We start from the raw sequence: 20,458 nt of genomic DNA, 5'->3' as shown, positions 1-20,458 counted from the left end.
GACCGGTCTGGCTGACAGATAGTGCCAATGGACATTTTTGCCTGATTGAGTATGAGTTCTGCACTCGGAGACCAGGACGCCACGCTGTGAAAGGTGCGCGTCCTGTCCGGGTGTCGTCGGGGAGCGCTTGCGTGGTGTTCCGGAAGCGAGGTTACGGTTGGACCGGCTGGATTTCGGCGGAAACGGCGAAACTGGTGGCGAACGGACACGCGCTGATTCGAGGGAATCGAGTGATCCTTTCCCCCTGTCCCCTGCGCAGCTGGGCATCTGGTACGCGCAGCACGTCGACCCGCAGGTGCCGATCAACATCGCGCAGTACGTCGATCTGCACGGCGACCTCGATCTGGTGGTGCTGCGCGAGGCGCTGATCCGCTCCGGCCAGGAGCGCGGCACCGGCATGCTCTGCATCACCGAGATCGACGGTCAGCCGTATCAGTGGATCGACTACACCATCCCGGATCGCGACAAGGTCTACTACGTCGACTTCCGCGATGAGGAGGATCCGGCGGCGGCCGCGATGGCGTGGATGCGCGCCGAATACAGCGCCCCGCTGAACCTGCTCGAAGACCGGCTGCTGCGTTTCGCGGGTCTGCAGATCGGCGACCACCACTGGTACCTGTACCTGCGTGCGCATCACATCGCGCTGGACGGTTTCGGCGCCGTGACGAACCTGGTCCGGGTGGCCGAGCACTACACCGCCATCGTCGACGGCACCGAGGTCGCGCCCGCCAACGCCGCGAAGCTGCGCACTCTCTACGACCAGGAGATGGCGTACCGGGAGAGCACCCGCTTCCAGTCCGACAAGGCGTACTGGGCCGAACGGGTCGCCGGTATCGAGGACGGCACCAGCCTGGTGGGCCGGTCGGCGGCGCCGGCGCCGATCAACACCATCAGCAGCGCGCTGCTCACCGACGAACAGAACGAGCTGCTGGAAGCCGCTGTGGCGCGGCATGATTCGACGCCCGCCGGGCTCATGCTGGCCGCCTTCGCCGGTTATCTCGCGCAGTGGACCGGTTCGGACGATGTGATCCTCAGCCTGCCGGTGACCGCGCGGACCACCGCGGTGATGCGCCGCTCCGGCGGTGTCTCGTCGAATATCGTTCCGCTGCGGTTGCGGATCGGGCACGAGACGACGCTGACCGAACTGCTCAAGCAGATCCAGGTCGAGGTGTCGGGCGCGCTGCGGCATCAGCGGTACCGGCACGAGGACATCCGTCGCGATTCGGCCGGATCCGGCGCGGTGACAACGGAATTCTTCGGTCCGTGGGTCAACATCATGCTGTTCCAGGACAAGTTCACCTTCGGGCCGCTGGTCGGCACCATGGTGGTGTTGTCGACGGGCAGCATCGAGGATCTCGGCGTCAATTTCTATCAGTCCGAGGGCGGTTCGCGCGCGCGGATCGATTTCGAGACCAACCCGAACCTGTACACCGAGGAAGAGACGCGGCGTCATCACACGCGATTCCTCGAATTCTTCCAACGCTTCCTGGCCGCCGACGCCGACGCGCCGGTCTGGGGACTCGAGCTGACGACCGCCGACGAGCGGTCGCGGACGCTGCTGGATTGGAACGATTCCGAGCAGGAGGTGCCGGAAACCACCCTGGCGGCCCTGCTCGACGCGCAGATTCCGTTGTCGGGCAACGATATCGCGCTCGATTTCGAGGGCGCGACGCTCACCTACGCCGAGTTCGGCGCGCGGGTCAACCAGCTCGCGCGTCATCTGATCGCGGACGGTGTCGGGCCGGAATTGCTTGTGGCCCTTGGTATGCGGCGCTCGCTCGAGCTCGTCATCGGTATGCACGCCGTGCTGAAGGCCGGTGGCGCGTACGTGCCGATCGATCCGGATCATCCGGCCGAGCGCACGGCGTACATCCTCGATTCCGCGCAACCCGTCTGCGTGCTGACGCTCTCGGGCGACGGGCTGGAACTGCCGGACACGGTGCGCCGGATCGAGCTCGACACCCTGGACGTTTCGGCGTATTCGACCGCGCCCGTGACGGATTCGGACCGGATCGCGCCGCTGCGGCCGGACAACACCGCCTACGTGATCTACACGTCGGGTTCGACCGGCCGCCCCAAGGGCGTCGCGGTCACCCACCACGCGATCGTGAACCAGCAGCTGTGGATGCTCGACGAGTACCGGCTGACCGCGGCCGACGTGTATCTGCAGAAGACCGCGACCACGTTCGACGTCTCGCTGTGGGGTTACTTCCTGCCGCTGATGGTCGGTGCGAAGCTGGTGATCGCGGCGCCGGACGGGCACCGGGATCCGCTGTACGTCGCGCAAATGATCGAGCGGCACGGCGTGACCGTCACCGACTTCGTCCCGTCGATGCTCACGGTATTCGTCGCGCACGCCACCGCGGCCCAATGCGCAACGCTGCGTGCGGTTTTCGTGATCGGCGAGGCGCTTCCGCCGGAGACCGCCGCCGGTTTCCGCGCGATCACCGGGGCGGGCCTGCACAACCTGTACGGTCCGACCGAGGCCGCCGTCTCGGTGACCTACTGGGAGGCGACGGCGGCCGACACGCTGACCGTGCCGATCGGTATCCCGGAGTGGAATGTCCAGGTCTACGTGCTGGATTCGCGGCTGCGCCCGGCCCCGGTCGGCGCGCCCGGCGAGTTGTACCTGGGCGGAAGGCAATTGGCGCGCGGCTACCTCGGCCGCCCCGACCTGTCCTCGGATCGCTTTGTCGCCAACCCGTTCTCGACGCCGGGTGAGCGCATGTACCGCACCGGCGACCTGGTGCGCTGGAACGATTCGGGCACCCTGGAATACATCGGCCGCACCGACTTCCAGGTGAAGTTCCGCGGTCAGCGCATCGAACTCGGTGAGATCGAGACGGTGACCCTGGCCCACCCCGCGGTCTCGCAGTCCGCGGTGCTGGTGATGGATACCGCGACCGGTCAGCAGTTGGTGGCGTATGTCGTTCCCGCGCCGGGATTCTCGATCGACCCGGTGGAGCTGACGCGGTTCGTCGGCGAACAGCTGCCGAGCTACATGGTGCCCGCGTCGGTCATGGTGCTGGACGCCTTCCCGCTCAACACCTCCGGCAAGCTGGACCGAAAGGCCTTGCCGGAGCCGGTGTTCAGCGCGGACGCGGCCGGTTTCCGTGCGCCGCGCACCCAGGCCGAGCAGATCGTCGCCGGAATCTTCGCCGATGTGTTGAGCCAGGAGCGCATCGGCATCGACGACAACTTCTTCGACCTCGGCGGCAACTCGCTGGTCGCCACCCAGGTGATGGCGCGGATCGGCGCCGCGTTCGGCGTGCAACTCGGTGTGCGCGCGCTGTTCGAGACCCCGACCGTCGCCGGTATCGCCGCGCGCGCCGAATCCGCAACTCCGGCAACGGGTTCGCGGCCCGTGCTGGTGGCCCAGCCGCGCCCCGAACGGGTGCCGCTCTCGCTGGCGCAGCAGCGGCTGTGGTTCATCAACCAGTTCGACCCGACCTCGCCGACCTACAACCTGCCGTTCGTGGTGCGCCTGCGCGGCCACGTCGACGTCGCCGCATTGCAGCCCGCGCTGCTGGACGTGCTCGGCAGGCAGGAGGCGCTGCGCACGATCTTCCCCGAATCCGGCGACGGCGGCTATCAGCAGCTGGTGCCGCTGGACGAGGTGGATCTCGATATCGAGATCCAGGCCATCGCCGAGCACGAATTGCTCGGCGTACTCACCGAATTCGCCGCGACCGGCTTCGACGTCTCGCGCGAGCTGCCCATCCGGGTGCGCGTCTTCCAGGTGCTCGGCGCCGAGGATGCCGAGGCGAGTCCGGAATACGCGATCGCCTTCGTCGTCCATCACATCGCCTCCGACGGCGTCTCCTTCGGCCCGCTGGCCCGCGACGTCGCCGCGGCCTACCTGGCCCGCGCCGAGGGGCACCCGCCCACCTGGGCGCCGCTGCCGGTGCAGTACCAGGACTACAGCATCTGGCAGCGCGAGCTGCTCGGCTCCGAGACGGATCCGGATTCCATCGCCGCTCGCCAGATCGCTTACTGGCAGGGCGCTTTGGCCGGACTGCCCGACCAGCTGGACCTGCCGTCCGATCGCCAGCGCCCGGCCGAGCCGACCTTCGGCGGCAGCCGGGTGCGCTTCGAGATCGACGTCGACCTGCACCGCAGGATGGCGGCGCTGGCGCGCGCACAGGGCGTCAGCCTCTTCATGGTCATGCACGCATCGATCGCGGTGCTGCTGGCCCGGTTGAGCGGCACCAGCGATATCGCCGTCGGCACCCCGATCGCGGGCCGTGGCGAGCAGGCGCTCGACGACCTGATCGGTATGTTCGTCAACACCCTGGTGCTGCGCTCCGAGGTGGACGGCAGCGAGCGGTTCAGCGAATTCCTCTCGCGCACACGGGAATCCGACCTCTCCGCCTTCGCGCACGCCGATGTTCCGTTCGAGCGGCTGGTCGAGGTGCTGAACCCGGCGCGTTCGCAGGCGCGGCATCCGCTGTTCCAGGTGATGCTGTCGTTCCAGGAAATGTCGCACGCGACACTGGAATTGCCCGGCCTTTCGGTCTCCGCCGACGAACTCGACGTCGACATCGCGAAATTCGATCTGCAGTGGACGCTGACCGAAAAACGCGGTGAGGCAGGGGAGCCGCAGGGCATCGAGGCCGTCGCCCAGTACGCGACGGACCTTTTCGACGCGGCCACCGTCCAGTCGTTCACCACCCGGCTGCTGCGCATCCTGGAGGCGATCACCGCCGATCCGGACGCCGTCATCGGCGATATCGACATCCTCGACGCCGACGAGCGCGCGCTGGTCACCGGTGATTGGACCTCCGCCGGACCGGATATCGGACGCGAGCGCACGCTGCTCGAGCTGTTCGAGACGGCCGTGGCGACGCATGCCGATCGCACCGCCGTCGTCTTCGAGGGCGAGCGGCTGGCCCACCCGTCGCCCGACCACCACCCCTCATCGGGTCGCTACGCGACGCTGACGTATCGCGAGCTGGACGAGCGGGCGAATCGTTTGGCGCGCGCCCTGATTCAGGTCGGCGTCCGGCCCGATACGCTGGTCGCCGTCGCGCTGCCCCGGTCGGCCGAACTCGTCGTCGCGTTGCTCGCCACGCTGAAGGCGGGCGGCGGCTATCTGCCCGTCGACCCGACCTATCCGGCCGAGCGCATCGCGTTCATGCTCTCCGACGCCGACCCGATCTGCGTCGTCACCACCGCACAGCACGAATTGACCCTGCCCGCAGGCGTTCCCGTGCTCGACGTGGACAGCCCGATCATCGCCGGACTCGGTTCGGCACCGATCACCGACGCCGATCGGCGCGGCGCGCTGCGCCCGGCGAACGTCGCGTACGTCATCTACACCTCGGGTTCGACCGGACGGCCGAAGGGTGTGCTGATCCCGCACCGAAATGTGGTGCGGCTGTTCGACAACACCCGCGAATGGTTCTGGTTCGACGCCAACGACGTGTGGACGATGTTCCACTCCTACGCCTTCGACTTCTCGGTGTGGGAGCTGTGGGGTCCGCTGCTGCACGGCGGCACCCTGGTCGTCGTCGACTACTTCACCTCGCGCTCGCCCGAGCAGTTCCTCGACCTGCTGCGCGAGGAGCGGGTCACGGTGCTGAGCCAAACACCGTCCGCCTTCTATCAATTGGCGGAGGCGGACCGCGCCGCGGGCAGCGATGCCGAGCCGCTCGCGCTGCGCTATGTGGTGTACGGCGGTGAGGCGCTGGAGCTTCGGCGTCTGAACGACTGGTACGCCAGGCACGAGGATAACGCGCCGCGGCTGATCAACATGTACGGCATCACCGAGACCACGGTGCATGTCACCTACCGGGCGCTGGATCGCGCGGCGGTGGCCGCCGCGAACGGTTCGCTGATCGGCCAGGCCATTCCGGGCCTGCGGGTGTATCTGCTCGACCACCGGCTGCGTCCGGTGCCGGTCGGCGTGCCCGGCGAAATCTATGTCGCCGGTGAGCAATTGGCGCGCGGCTACCTCGGGCGCGCGGACCTGTCCTCGGCTCGCTTCGTCGCCAGCCCCTTCGGCGCGCCGGGTTCGCGGCTGTACCGCTCCGGCGATGTGGCCAAGTGGAGCCCGGAGGGCGACCTGGTCTACCTCGGGCGCGCCGACGACCAGGTCAAGGTGCGCGGCTTCCGCATCGAACTCGGCGAGATCGAGGCGGCCGTGCTGGCCCACCCGCTGGTCGGCCAGGCCGCGGTGATCGTGCGGCCGGACGACCGGCTCGGCGATCAGATCGTCGCCTACCTGGTTCCGGCCGATGGCGTCGTCGACGTCGAGGCGGTGAAATCGAGCCTGCAGCAGGGACTGCCGCCGTACATGGTGCCGTCCGCCTTCGTGGTGCTCGACGCGATCCCGTTGACCCCCAACGGAAAACTGGATCGGCGCGCGCTGCCCGCGCCCACCTTCGAGGTGCGCGAATTCCAGGCGCCGACGACGCCGATCGAGGAGATCGTCGCCCAGATCTACGCCGAGGTGCTCGATCTCGGCCCGGATCGCCGGATCGGCGTGCACGACGATTTCTTCGCGCTCGGCGGTAACTCGCTGATCGCCACCCAGGTGGCCGCCCGGCTCGGCATCGCGCTCACCACCAAGGTGCCGGTGCGCATGCTGTTCGAGGCGCCGACCGTCGCCGCGCTCGCGGCCCGGGTGGAGTCGCAGGTCGGCGCGGGCGCGCGCAAGGCGCTGGTGGCCCGCGAGCGGCCCGAGCTGGTGCCGCTTTCCCTTGCGCAGCAGCGCATGTGGTTCCTCAACCGGTTCGACACCGAATCCGCGGTGAACAACATCCCGGTGGCCATCCGGCTCTCCGGTGAACTCGATGTCGCCGCACTGCAGGTCGCCGTCATCGACGTGATCGACCGCCACGAATCGCTGCGCACTGTCTTCCCGGAGACCAAGAACGGTCCGGTGCAGGTGGTCCTGGACGCGGCGCAGATCGTGCCCGACCTGACGCCCTTCCAGGTCAGCGAGGCGACGCTGATCGATCACCTGGTGGAGCTGGCCTCCATGGCCTTCGACGTCACCAGCGAAGTGCCTTTGCACGCAAGGCTTTTCGAGATCAGCGAGACCGAGTACGTACTCGGTATGGTGGTGCACCACATCTCCGCCGACGGCTGGTCGATGGGCCCGCTGGCCCGCGATGTGATGGTCGCCTATGCGGCCCGCACCTCGTGGGAGGCGCCGGCCTGGGCCGAATTGCCGGTCCAGTACGCCGATTACGCGCTGTGGCAGCGCGAGGTGCTCGGCTCCGAGGACGATCCGACCTCGCTGGTTTCCTCGCAGATCCATTACTGGCAGCGGGAATTGGCGGATCTGCCGGACGAACTCGTGCTGCCGTCGGACCGGCCGCGCCCCGCGATGGCCAGCTACCGCGGCGGCACCTACCCGTTCGTGATCTCCGCCGAAACCCAGCGCAGGCTCGTCGAACTCGGCCACCGCTACAACGCGTCGCTGTTCATGGTGCTGCACAGCGCCCTGGCGGTGCTGCTGTCCCGGCTGAGCGGCACACAGGACATCGCCATCGGCACCCCGGTGGCCGGGCGCGGTGAGGCCGCGCTCGACGAGCTGATCGGCATGTTCGTCAACACCCTGGTGTTGCGCACCCAAATCGACGGCGCGGCGAGCTTCGCCGATGTGCTCGGCGCGGCCAGGGAAACCGACCTGCACGCCTTCTCGCACTCCGACGTGCCGTTCGAGCGCCTGGTCGAGGTGCTGAACCCGGCGCGTTCGCAGGCCCGGCATCCGCTGTTCCAGGTGATGCTGACCTTCCAGAACACCAGGCAGGCCAGCCTCGAACTGCCCGGCCTCTCGGTGAACGGCATCGACTACGACCCGGGACTGGCCAAATTCGATCTGCAGCTCACCCTGCAGGAGGCCCGCGACGAACAGGGCGAGTCGGCCGGTATGTCGGCCGAATTCTCCTATGCGCTCGACCTTTTCGACGAGTCGACGGTGGCGGGATTCGCGCGCAGGCTGGACCGGATCTTGGACGCGATCACCGCGGATCCGGATACGGCGATCGGCGATATCGACCTGTTGTCGCCGGAGGAGCACGCGCGCGTCGTCATCGAGTTGAACGACACCGCGCGGCCGGTGCCGGTCGAGACGCTGGTCTCGCTGTTCGATCGGCAGGTCGAGGCGACACCGGACGCGATCGCGCTGGTGTTCGCCGACGAGCAGCTGTCGTATCGGGAACTGCAAGAGCGTGCGAACAAGCTGGCGCGGCACCTGATCGACCGTGGCATCGGTACGGAAGACGCGGTGGCGCTTGCCATCCGGCGCTCGACCGAACTGGTCGTCGCGATGTACGCGGTGCTGCAGACGGGTGCGGCGTATGTGCCGCTGGATCCGGATCAGCCGGGCGATCGCATCAACCACATCGTGGAGACGGCACGTCCCCGGCTGCTGCTGACCACCGAGCGCGACGAATTCGCCGCCACCGAGGTCACCCAGTTGAGCCTCGAAACATTGATGGCGACACCGGAATTCGCCGAACTGAGCGGTGCGCCGATCACCGATGCCGAGCGGGTCCGCCCGCTGCTGCCCGGCAATACCGCCTACGTGATCTTCACATCGGGTTCGACGGGACGCCCGAAGGGTGTCGCGGTTTCGCATCGGGCGATCGTCAACCGCCTGCTGTGGATGCAGCACGAATATCCGATCGGCTCGGATGACGTTGTGCTGCAGAAGACTCCGGCCACCTTCGACGTTTCGGTGTGGGAGTTCTTCTGGCCCTTGCAGGTCGGCGCGCGGCTGGTGGTCGCGAAGCCGGATGGTCATCGCGATCCGGTGTATCTGGCGCAGGTGATCGCCGAACACGGCGTCACCACGACGCATTTCGTGCCGTCGATGCTTTCGGTATTCGTTGCCACCCTCGGCAATGAAAACGGCGACGCGGCAAACGTTTCCACGCTGCGCCAGGTCTTCGCCTCCGGTGAGGCGCTGCCCGCGCCGACCGCGGCGCGGCTGCGCGAGCTGACCGGCGCGCGGCTGCACAACCTGTACGGCCCGACCGAGGCCGCCGTCGACGTGACCTATCACGAGGCCACCGACGCGGATATGGTGTCGGTGCCGATCGGCCGCCCCGTCTGGAACACCAAGGTTTTCGTGCTCGACGGCCGGCTGCATCCGGTCGCGGCCGGTGTCGCGGGTGAGCTGTATCTGGCGGGCGATCAGCTCGCGCTCGGCTACCTCGACCGCCCCGACCTCACGGCGGATCGGTTCGTGGCCAATCCGTTCGGCGATGGCGCGCGGATGTATCGGACCGGTGACCTGGTCACCTGGACGGCCGATGGTGAGCTGGAGTACTTGGGCCGCACCGACTTCCAGGTGAAGTTGCGCGGTCTGCGGATCGAGCTCGGCGAGATCGAGGCCGCGCTGCTGGCCCAGCCGGGCGTCGCGCAGTCGGTCGTCGTGCTGCGCACCGATGCGCACGCGGGCGACCAGCTGGTGGGTTACCTTGTCGCGGAACCGGATTCGACCATCGATCCGGATGCGGTCAAGGCCGGGCTCGCGGGTTCGCTGCCGGGCTACATGGTTCCGGCCGCGCTGATGATCATGGACGCCTTCCCGGTGAACGCGTCGGGCAAGCTGGATCGCAAGGCGCTGCCAGCACCGGTGTTCGAGGCCAAGGTGTTCCGTGCACCGTCGACCCCGATCGAGGAGATCGTCGCGGGTATCTTCGCCGATCTGCTCGGCGTCGAACGCGTCGGCGTCGACGACGATTTCTTCGAACTGGGCGGCAACTCACTGGTCGCCACCCAGGTGGTGGCCCGCCTGAGCGCCGCGCTGAACGCCGATATCGGTGTGCGCGCGATGTTCGAGGCGCCCACCGTCGCCGCGCTCGCGGCCCGCGTCGAATCGCATGCGGGATCCGGTGCGCGCCAAGCGCTCACCGCGCGGCAGCGGCCGGAGTACCCGCCGCTGTCGCTGGCCCAGCAGCGCATGTGGTTCCTCAACCGCTTCGATGCCGACTCGGCCGCGAACAACATTCCCGCGGCCGTAAGGCTCACCGGCGCACTGGATCTGGCGGCGCTGCGCGGCGCCGTCGCCGACGTCGTCGCGCGACACGAATCGCTGCGCACCATCTACCCGTCCCAGGGCGGCGTGGCCTACCAGAAGGTCTTGTCGTCCACCAGGGCGCTGCCCGCGCTCGACGTGGTGCAGGCGGCCGAGGGCGAATTGCCCGATCTGCTGCGCGAATTCGTGACCCGCGGTTTCGACGTCACCGCCGAACCGCCGGTGCGGCTGCGCGTCTACCAGATCGGCGAGCAGGACTACGTGCTTGTCGTGGTCGTGCACCACATCGCGGCAGACGGCTTCTCGATGCGGCCGCTGGTCCGCGACATGATGATGGCCTATGTCGCGCGCACCGGAGAAGCCGAGCCGGGCTGGTCGCCGCTGCCGGTCCAGTACGTGGATTACGCGCTGTGGCAGCGGGAAACGCTCGGCTCCGAGGACGATCGGACCTCGCTGATCTCCGAGCAGCTCGACTACTGGCGCGGTGCGCTGGCCGGGCTGCCCGACGAACTACGTCTGCCGGGCAACCCGCGTCCCGCGGTCGCGTCCTACCGGGCCGGAACGCATCGTTTCCGAGTGCCCGCCGAGCTGATCGACGCGTTGAACGGGGTGGCGCGCGATAACGGCGCGACGCTGTTCATGGTGGTGCACAGCGCATTCGCCGCATTGCTCGCCCGGTTGAGCGGGTCCGGCGATATCGCCGTAGGCATCCCGGTGGCCGGTCGCGGTGAGCAGGCGCTCGACGACCTGGTCGGCATGTTCGTCAACACTCTGGTGCTGCGCGCCGAGGTGGATGCCGCCACCGCCTTCACCGATCTGCTCGCCCAGGTGCGCGAGCGGGATCTGCAGGCGTTCGCACATGCGGATGTGCCGTTCGAGCGGCTGGTGGAGGTGCTGAACCCGGCGCGTTCGCAGGCGCGGCATCCGCTGTTCCAGGTGATGCTGTCGTTCCAGAACCTGGGCCGCACCACGCTGGAACTGCCCGGCCTGACCGTATCCGAGCTCGGCGTCGATTCGCCGACCGCGAAGTTCGATCTGCAGCTGACGCTGAGCGAGGTGCCCGGCGCGGACGCGGCCATGGATGCCGAACTCGTCTACGCCACCGACCTTTTCGACGCCGACTTCGCGAATGTGTTCGCGGACCGGTTCGTTCGGGTGTTGCGCGGCATCATCGCCGAACCCACCGTCTCGGTCGGCGATATCGAACTGCTCGACGGCGATGAGCGCGCGCTGGTGCTCGACCAGTGGAACGCCACCGAATTCCCGATCGATGCCGCGCTGACCGCTGTCGACGGAAATGCCGCCGCCACCTTGGTTTCCATGTTCGAGGCGCAGGTGGCGCGCACCCCGGACGCGACGGCTGTCACGTTCGAGGGGACAAGTCTGTCCTATGCCGAGTTCGCCGGTCGGGTGCACCGGTTGGCGCGCTGGCTCAAGCAGGCCGGTGTCGGTCCGGAATCGTATGTGGCCCTTGGCATGCGGCGCTCGATCGACCTCGTCGTCGGCATGTACGCCGTGAATGCCGCCGGTGGCGCGTATGTTCCGGTGGATCCGGACTTCCCGGCCGAGCGCATCGATTACATCCTGGAGACCGCCGGACCGGTGCGGGTGCTCACCGCGGGCGCCGATCTGGACTCCGCGTACGGGCGCGAGGTGCGCATCGATCAGCTCGACCTGTCCGAGTTCTCGGACGCGCCGCTGACCGACGCCGACCGGCACAAGCCGCTGCGCCCGGCGAATACCGCGTACGTGATCTTCACGTCGGGTTCGACCGGACGGCCGAAGGGCGTCGCGGTCTCGCATCAGGCGATCGTCAACCGCCTGGTGTGGATGCACGCCGCGTACGGCCTGTCCGCGGATGACGTTGTGCTGCAGAAGACCCCGGCCACCTTCGACGTTTCGGTGTGGGAGTTCTTCTGGCCCTTGCAGGTCGGTGCGCGGCTGGTGGTCGCCAGGCCGGACGGTCATCGCGACCCGGCCTACCTGGCCCGGCTGATCGTCGAGGAACACGTCACCACGGCGCATTTCGTGCCGTCGCTGCTTTCGGTGTTTGTCGCGGAGGACCGCGCGGCCGATTGCACCAGCCTGCGGAATGTCTTCGCCTCCGGTGAGGCGTTGCCCGCCAACGCCGCTCAGCGCCTGATCGAGCTGACCGGTGCGCGCCTGCACAACCTGTACGGCCCGACGGAGGCCGCGGTCGACGTCACCTTCCACGAGGTGACCGAGGCCGACACCGCATCGGTGCCGATCGGCGCCCCGGTGTTCAACACCCAGGTGTACGTGCTGGATTCGCGGTTGCGGCCGGTTCCGGTCGGTGTGCCGGGCGAGCTGTACCTCGCGGGTGTGCAGTTGGCGCACGGCTATGTCACGCGCCCGGATCTGACCACCGAGCGGTTCGTCGCGAATCCGTTCGGCGACGCGGCACGGATGTACCGCACCGGCGACCTGGTGGCATGGACGGCAAACGGTGAGCTGGAGTACTTGGGCCGCACCGACTTCCAGGTGAAGTTGCGCGGTCTGCGGATCGAGCTCGGCGAGATCGAGAACGCGCTCACCGCGCAGGCCGCGGTGGCGCAGGCGGTGGTCCTGGTGCGCACCGATGAGCGCACGGGCGATCAGCTGGTGGCCTACCTGGTCGCCGACGCGGATCGCTCGATCGACCTCGACGCCGTGAAAGCCACACTGGCACAACAGCTTCCGGCCTACATGGTGCCCGCGGCCTATGTCGTGCTCGCGGCGTTCCCGCTCAATGCCTCCGGCAAGCTGGATCGAAGGGCGCTGCCCGCACCGGTTTTCGAGGCCAAGGTGTTCCGCGCGCCGACGACTCCGGTGGAGGAGATCGTCGCGGGCGTCTTCGCCGAGGTGCTCGGCGCGCCGCGGGTCGGCCTGGACGACGATTTCTTCGAGCTGGGCGGCAACTCGCTGATCGCGACCCAGGTCGCGGCGCGGCTGGGTGAGGCGCTCGACGCGCAGATCCCGGTGCGCACCCTCTTCGAGGCGCCGACCGTCGTCGCACTGGCCGCACGCGTGGAATCCGCTGCGGGACAGGGCGGCCGGGCCCCGCTGGAGCCGCAGGAGCGGCCCGCGCCGGTGACCCTGCCGAACGGCGAGACCGCACAGCTGGTGCCGCTGTCGCTGGCACAGCAGCGGATGTGGTTCCTGAACCGCTTCGACAGCGCGACCGCAGTGAACAATATCCCGGTCGCCATCCGGCTCACCGGAACCATCGATGCCACCGCGCTGCACGCGGCCATCGCGGACGTGCTGGCCAGGCACGAGGCGCTGCGCACCGTGTACCCGGAGGTGGACGGCACCGGCTACCAGCGGGTGCTGCCGGTCTCGGAGATGCGGTTCCGGCTGCCGTCGGAGACCGTCGCGGCGGCCGCGCTGCCGGCCCGAATCGTCGAGCTGGCCAGCGTCCACTTCGATGTCACGAACGAAATCGCCTTCCGGGCAAACCTTTTGCGCCTGGACGACACGAACCACGTCGTGGTGCTCGTGATGCACCACATCAGCTCGGACGGCTTCTCGCTGCGCGCGCTGCTGCGCGACATCGTGGTGGCGTACACCGAGCGGATGCGCGGCGAGACCCCCACCTGGGCTCCGCTGGACGTCCAGTACGCCGATTACGCGCTGTGGCAGCGCGCGGTGCTCGGCGCCGAGGACGATCCGGATTCGGTGGCGGCCAAGCAGATCGCGTACTGGACCGAACAGCTGCGCGACCTGCCGGACCAGATCGAACTGCCCGCGGACCGCCCGCGCCCGGAGATCGCCTCCAATGCCGGTGGCACGCACGGCTTCTCGATCGATGCCGAATTGCACGACGCGCTGGCCGAACTCGCGCGCTCGCGCGGGGTGACGCTGTTCATGGTGGTGCACGCCGCGCTGGCCGCATGGGCGGGCAGGCTGTCCAACAGCACCGATATCGCCATCGGCACCCCGATCGCGGGCCGCGGTGAGCGCGCGCTCGACGATCTGGTCGGCATGTTCGTCAATACGCTCGTGCTGCGCAGCCGGGTCGAGCCGGGCACCCGGTTCGTCGATCTGCTGGAGCAGGTGCGCCGAACGGACCTGTCCGCCTTCGCGAATGCCGATGTGCCGTTCGAGCGGCTGGTGGACGTCATCAGCCCGGCCCGGTCGCAGGCGCATCACCCGCTGTTCCAGGTGGGCCTGACCTTCGAGGCCGCCTCGGCCACCGAAATCGACACCGTGCGGCTCCCCGGTCTCGATGTCGATGTCGTCGAATTCGACCCCGGCACCGCGAAATTCGATGTGCAGCTGACCGTCGGCGCGGCCCGCGACGGCGGGCTGGCCATGTCGTGGAACTACGCCACCGACCTGTTCGACCCGGAGACGGTCGCATCCTTCGCGGACCGCCTGGTGCGGATCCTGCGCGGCATCACCGAGGATCCGGAGCTCGCCGTCGGCGATATCGATCTGCTGGGTGAGGCCGAGCGCCTTGATGTTTCGCAGCGCTGGGTGTCCTCCGGCGCGGATGCGGGCAGCGGCCTGTTCGCGGATCCGGATACCACGCTGGTTCGGCTGTTCGACGCCGCGGTGGCCGCGCATCCGGACCGCACTGCCGCGCGGTTCGGTGCGGAGGCGCTGAGCTACGCCGAGCTGGATCGGCGCGCGAATGTGTTGGCGCGCAGGCTGATCGCCGATGGCGCCGGTCCGGAATCGCTGGTCGCGGTGATCCTGCCGCGTTCGCTGGATCTGGTCGTCGCGCTGCTCGCGGTCGTGAAAACCGGTGCGGGCTATGTGCCGGTGGATCCGACCAACCCGGCCGAGCGCATCGCCTATGTGCTCGCCGACGCGCGCCCGACCGGCGTCGTCATCGATTCCACCGTGCAGGTCGAGGTGCCCGAGCACCTGCCGGTCGTGGTGGTCGACGGATTCGCCGTGGAGACCGGCAATGTGGAGGACGCCGACGACGCGCCCGTCACCGACGCCGACCGCCGGGCGGCGCTGACCCCGGATCACGTCGCGTACGTCATCTACACCTCCGGTTCGACGGGGCGCCCGAAGGGTGTCGCGGTCTCGCACCGGAATGTGGTGCGGCTGTTCGCGAATACCGATCGCGAATTCGGTTTCGGCCCCGACGATGTGTGGACGCTGTTCCACTCCTACGCCTTCGACTTCTCGGTGTGGGAGCTGTGGGGCCCGCTGCTGTTCGGCGGCACGCTGGTGGTGGTCGACTACTTCACCACCCGCTCGCCCGAACAGTTCCTGGAACTGCTGCGCGCCGAGCGGGTTACGGTACTCAACCAGACCCCGTCGGCGTTCTACCAACTGGCCGAGGCGGATCGCAACGCCGCACCGGACGCCCAGCCGCTCGCGCTGCGCTACGTGGTGTTCGGCGGTGAGGCGCTGGAGCTGCGCCGTCTGTCGGATTGGGTTGCCCGGCACGGCGATTCAGCGCCGCTGCTGGTCAACATGTACGGCATCACCGAGACCACGGTGCACGTGTCGTACCGGGCGCTGGACGCCGCCACCATCGCCGCCGCCTCCGGCAGTGTTGTCGGCCGCGCCATCGCGGGCCTGCGGGTGTATGTGCTGGACGCCAGGCTGCGGCCGGTGCCGGTGGGCGTCGCGGGTGAAATGTATGTCGCCGGACCACAATTGGCGCGCGGCTACCTCGGCCGCCCGGACCTGACCGCGACCCGTTTCGTGGCGAACCCGCTCGATCCGGGCGGGGCCCGCCTGTACCGCTCCGGCGACCTCGCCCGCTGGAACCGGCACGGCGAGCTCGAATACCTCGGCCGCGCCGACGATCAGGTGAAGGTCCGCGGTTTCCGCATCGAACTCGGTGAGATCGAGGCCGCGGTGCTGGCCCAGCCGGGCGTCGCGCAGGCCGCCGTCATCGTTCGCGAGGATCAGCCGGGCGATCGGCGGATCGTCGCCTACGTCGTCGCCGAACCCGATGCCGAGCTCGAGCTCGAGGTGGTGCGCAACGGCGCGGCCGAACAACTGCCCGCGTACATGGTCCCGGCGGCCATGGTGCGGCTCGAGTGGATTCCGTTGACCGTCAACGGGAAACTGGACCGGCGGGCGCTGCCCGCACCGGCGGCGCAGGTGAAAACCTTCCGCGCGCCGGTGAATCCGATCCAGGAGACCGTCGCGGAAGTGTTCGCCGATGTGCTCGGCCTGGACCAGGTCGGCGTCGACGACGACTTCTTCGATCTCGGTGGCAACTCGCTGATCGCGACCCGGGTGGTCGCCAGGATCGGCGCGGCGCTGGGCGTCACCGTCCCGGTGCGCGCGCTGTTCGAGGCGTCGAGCGTGGAAGCCCTTGCGGCACGGCTGGAATCGCACACCGGTGAGGCGCGCGCCAGCCTGGTCGCCCGTCCGCGCACCGCGGATGAACTGGTGCCGCTGTCGTTCGCGCAGCAGCGCATGTGGTTCCTGAACCAGTACGACAAGTCGTCTGCGGCATACAACCTGCCGATGGCCATCCGGCTGTCCGGCACGCTGGACGTCGACGCATTGCGGCTGGCGATCGCCGACGTGGTGCGCCGCCACGAATCGCTGCGCACCAGATATCCGGAGCACGGCGGCATTCCGGTCCAGGTGATCGTGCCCGCGGAGGAGATCGCGCTCGATCTGCACCCGGTGCCGGTGGACCCGGCCGAGCTGACCCGCGAGGTCACCGAATTCGTCTACACCGGATTCGATGTGGCCGAAGAGGTTCCGCTGCGCACCCGGCTCTACCGAGCGGGCGACGCCGAGCATGTGCTGGTCGTCGTCGTGCATCACATTGCGGGCGACGGCTTCTCGATGGGCCCGCTCAGCCGCGACGTGATGTTGGCGTACACCGCGCGCACCCAGGACAGCGCGCCCGGCTGGGCGCCGCTGGCGGTGCAGTACGCCGACTACGCCATCTGGCAGCGCGAAGTCCTCGGCTCGGAGGACGACTCGGCATCGCTGATGGCCCGCCAGGTCGCGCACTGGAAGCGGGCGCTGGACGGCGTGCCGGACGAGTTGGCGCTGCCGACCGACCGGCCGCGCCCCGCAGTCGCCTCGCTGCGCGGCGCGACGCTGCACCGGGAGCTGCCCGCCGCACTCGTCGGCGAGCTGGAAAACGTTGCGCGGCAACGCGGCGCCTCGCTGTTCATGGTCATGCACGGTGCGCTCGCGGTGCTGCTGGCCCGGCTGTCCGGCGGCGACGATATCGCGATCGGCACGCCGATGGCGGGCCGCGGCGAGCAGGCGCTCGACGATCTCGTCGGCATGTTCGTGAACACGCTGGTGCTGCGCACCGGCGTGGAACCCGGCGAATCGTTCACCGAACTGCTCGACCGGGTCCGCAAGACCGACCTCGACGCGTACGGCAATGCCGATGTGCCGTTCGAGCGGCTGGTGGAATTGCTGGCACCGCAACGGTCGCAGGCGCGCAACCCGCTGTTCCAGGTGATGCTGGCCTTCCAGAACCTGGACCGCACCACCTTCGAACTGCCGGGCCTTTCGGTGGCCGCGCTGGATCTGGAGGAGAGCGTCGCGCGCTTCGATCTCCAGTTCACGCTGTCCGAAAACGACCGCGGCGGAATGACGCTGGCGCTCACCTACGCCACCGAACTGTTCGACGAGCCGACCGCCGCCGAGATCATCGACCGCTGGCAGCGGGTACTCGATGCCGTCGCAACGGATCCGGCCATCGCCGTCGGTGCGATCGACGTGCTCGACGCCGCCGAGCGGGACGATCTGATCGCGCGGACCGGTGCGCCCGCGGAGCCGCTCCAGACGCTGCCCGAGCTGCTGGCCGAGGCCGTCGCGCACGATCCGAAGGCGACCGCCGTCGTATTCCAGGGGACAAGTCTGTCCTATGGCGACCTCGACGAGCGCTCGAACCGCTTGGCGCGCTTGCTGATCGAGCGCGGCATCGGCACCGAGGATCTGGTGGCCGTCGCGGTTCCGCGTTCCGACGACTCGTATTTCGCCGAATGGGCGGTGAGCAAGACCGGTGCGGCATTCGTCCCGGTGGACCCGGCCTACCCGGCCGACCGCATCGCGCATATGGTGACCGACTCCGGATCGCCGGTGGGCCTTACGGTTTCGTCTGTCCGCGCCGAGCTGCCCGAATCGGTGGACTGGCTGGTGCTGGACGAGCTCGCGCTCGACGAGTACGCCGCGTCCGCGATCTCGGATGATGATCGGGTGCGCCCGCTGCGTCCGGAGCATCCGGCGTACGTCATCTACACCTCGGGTTCGACGGGCGTGCCGAAGGGCGTCGTGGTCACCCATGCGGGCCTCGCCAACTTCCGCGCCGAGCAGAACGAGCGCTACGCGGTCGATTCCGATACGCGCGCACTGCATTTCGCCTCGCCGAGCTTCGACGCGTCGATCCTGGAGTTCCTGCTCGCGATCGGCCGCGGCGGCACCCTGGTGGTCTGCCCGCCCGGTGTTTACGGCGGCGAGGAGCTGACCGAGCTGATCCGGCGCGAGCGGGTCACCCACGCGTTCATCACCCCGTCGGTGCTGGCCTCGCTGGATCCGAACGCGCTCGCCGATATGCGGGTGATCGTCGCCGGCGGCGAGGCGGTGCCCGCCGACATGGTGACGAAGTGGGGTGGCGCGCAAGACGATTCGGGCCGCCGCTTCCACAACGGCTACGGCCCCACCGAGACCACCATCATGACGAACATCAGCGATGCGCTGGCCCAGGGCGACCGGGTCACCATCGGCGGCCCGGTGCGCGGCATGCAATCGCTGATTCTCGACGGCCGGTTGCGGCCCGTCCCGGTGGGTGTCGCGGGTGAGCTGTATCTGTCGGGCGTGCAGCTGGCGCGCGGCTACCATGCCCGGCCGGGTCTGACCGCGGAGCGGTTCGTCGCGAATCCCTATGTGCCCGGTGCGCGGATGTACCGCACCGGTGACGTGGTCCGCTGGACCCGGACCGGCGAGGTGGAGTACGTCGGCCGCTCCGACTTCCAGGTGAAGGTGCGCGGTTTCCGCATCGAGCTGGGCGAGATCGACGCCGCGCTGGCCTCGCATCCGAGCGTGGACTTCGCGGTGACCATCGGCCACAAGAACTCCGCGGGCGCGGTGTCCTTGGTCGCGTATGTTGTTGCGACACACGGCTATTCGATCGACGTAGCGGCGCTCACCGCGCACGTCGAGGAGCGGCTGCCCGCCTACATGGTGCCGTCGTCGGTCATGGTGATCGACCGGGTGCCGCTCACCCCGGTCGGCAAGCTGGACCGGAAGGCGTTGCCGGAGCCGGTATTCGCGACCGAGGTCGTATTCCGCGCGCCGCGCACGCCGGTGGAGCACACCATCGCCGAGGTCTTCGCCGAGGTGCTCGGCCTGGAGCGGGTGGGCGTCGACGACTCTTTCTTCGCGCTCGGCGGCGATTCGATCGTGTCGATCCAGCTGGTGTCGCGGGCCAAGGCGCGCGGGGTGATCTTCACGCCGCGACAGGTTTTCGAGCAGCGCACGGTGGCCGGGCTGGCCGCGGTGGCCGAGACCGCCGACGCCGCCGCACCCGCCGTTGCGGTGCTGGCCGAACTGCCGGGCGGCGGTGTCGGCCGGATGCCGCTGACCCCGGTGGTCCGGTTCATGGCCGAGCGGCCGGGTTCGTTCGGCCGGTTCAACCAGACCATGGCGCTGGAGCTGCCCGCCGGTATCGATCGCGCTGGTATCGCGAAAACCGTTGGCGCGGTTATCGATCGGCACGACATGCTACGTGCCCGGCTGTACGACGACGGTGACGGCCTCGTGCTCGAGACCGCCGCGCCCGGCACCGTCGACGTCGACGCGCTGATCGATCGGGTCGAATACACCGACGAGGCCGAACTGCTCGAAGTCGCCTCGGCGGCATTGGATTCCGCGCTCGACCGGTTGGATCCGGCCGCGGGCGTCGTGATCCGGTTCGTCTGGCTGGATCCGGCGACCGCCGGACAGATGGGCCGCCTGATCGTGGTCGGCCACCACCTGGTGGTCGACGGCGTCACCTGGCGAATCCTGGTGCCGGACTTCGTGACCGCGTGGGGTCAGCTCACCGCGGGACAGGAGCCCGAGCTGGTCGCGCCCGCGACATCGATGCGGGCCTGGGCGCACGCGCTCGAGCGCGAGGCTCAGAGCGAGGGCCGTACCGCCGAACTCGATTACTGGCGCTCGGTGGTCGGCACCGCCGATCCGCTGCTCACCGCGCGGCCGATGGATCCGGCGGTCGACGTATCGGGTGTCATCGAGAAGCTGCAGGTCGAGGTCTCGGCCGAGGTGACGAAGGCGCTGCTCACCACGGTGCCCGCGCTGTTCCACGGCGGCGTGAACGACGGCCTGCTCACCGCGCTCGCACTGGCGACCGCGAAATGGCGTGCGCGCAAGGCGGGTACGCGCACCGACGACGCGCTGCTGCTGCGGCTGGAGGGCCACGGCCGCGAGGAAGAGGTGGTGCCGGGCGCGGATCTGTCGCGCACGGTGGGCTGGTTCACCGCGATCTTCCCGGTCCGCTTCGAACTGTCC

At 68.7% G+C, this 20,458-nt stretch carries 1 protein-coding gene (only partly in view); it reads left to right on the top strand.

What is annotated here, in order from left to right; genetic code table 11:
- Nucleotides 1-157: 157 nt before the first annotated feature.
- Nucleotides 158-20,458 carry the start of a non-ribosomal peptide synthase/polyketide synthase gene (locus F5544_RS40715; protein ID WP_167478068.1) on the top strand. The gene runs 23,289 nt beyond the window's last position, so the window shows 20,301 of its 43,590 coding nt (coding positions 1-20,301); the start codon lies at nt 158-160; its stop codon lies off the right edge, out of view.

The organism is Nocardia arthritidis (assembly GCF_011801145.1).
Taxonomy (GTDB): Bacteria; Actinomycetota; Actinomycetes; order Mycobacteriales; family Mycobacteriaceae; genus Nocardia; species Nocardia arthritidis_A.
The sequence above is the reverse complement of the archived record's forward strand: the minus strand, read 5'-3'. Positions and strand labels throughout refer to the sequence as shown.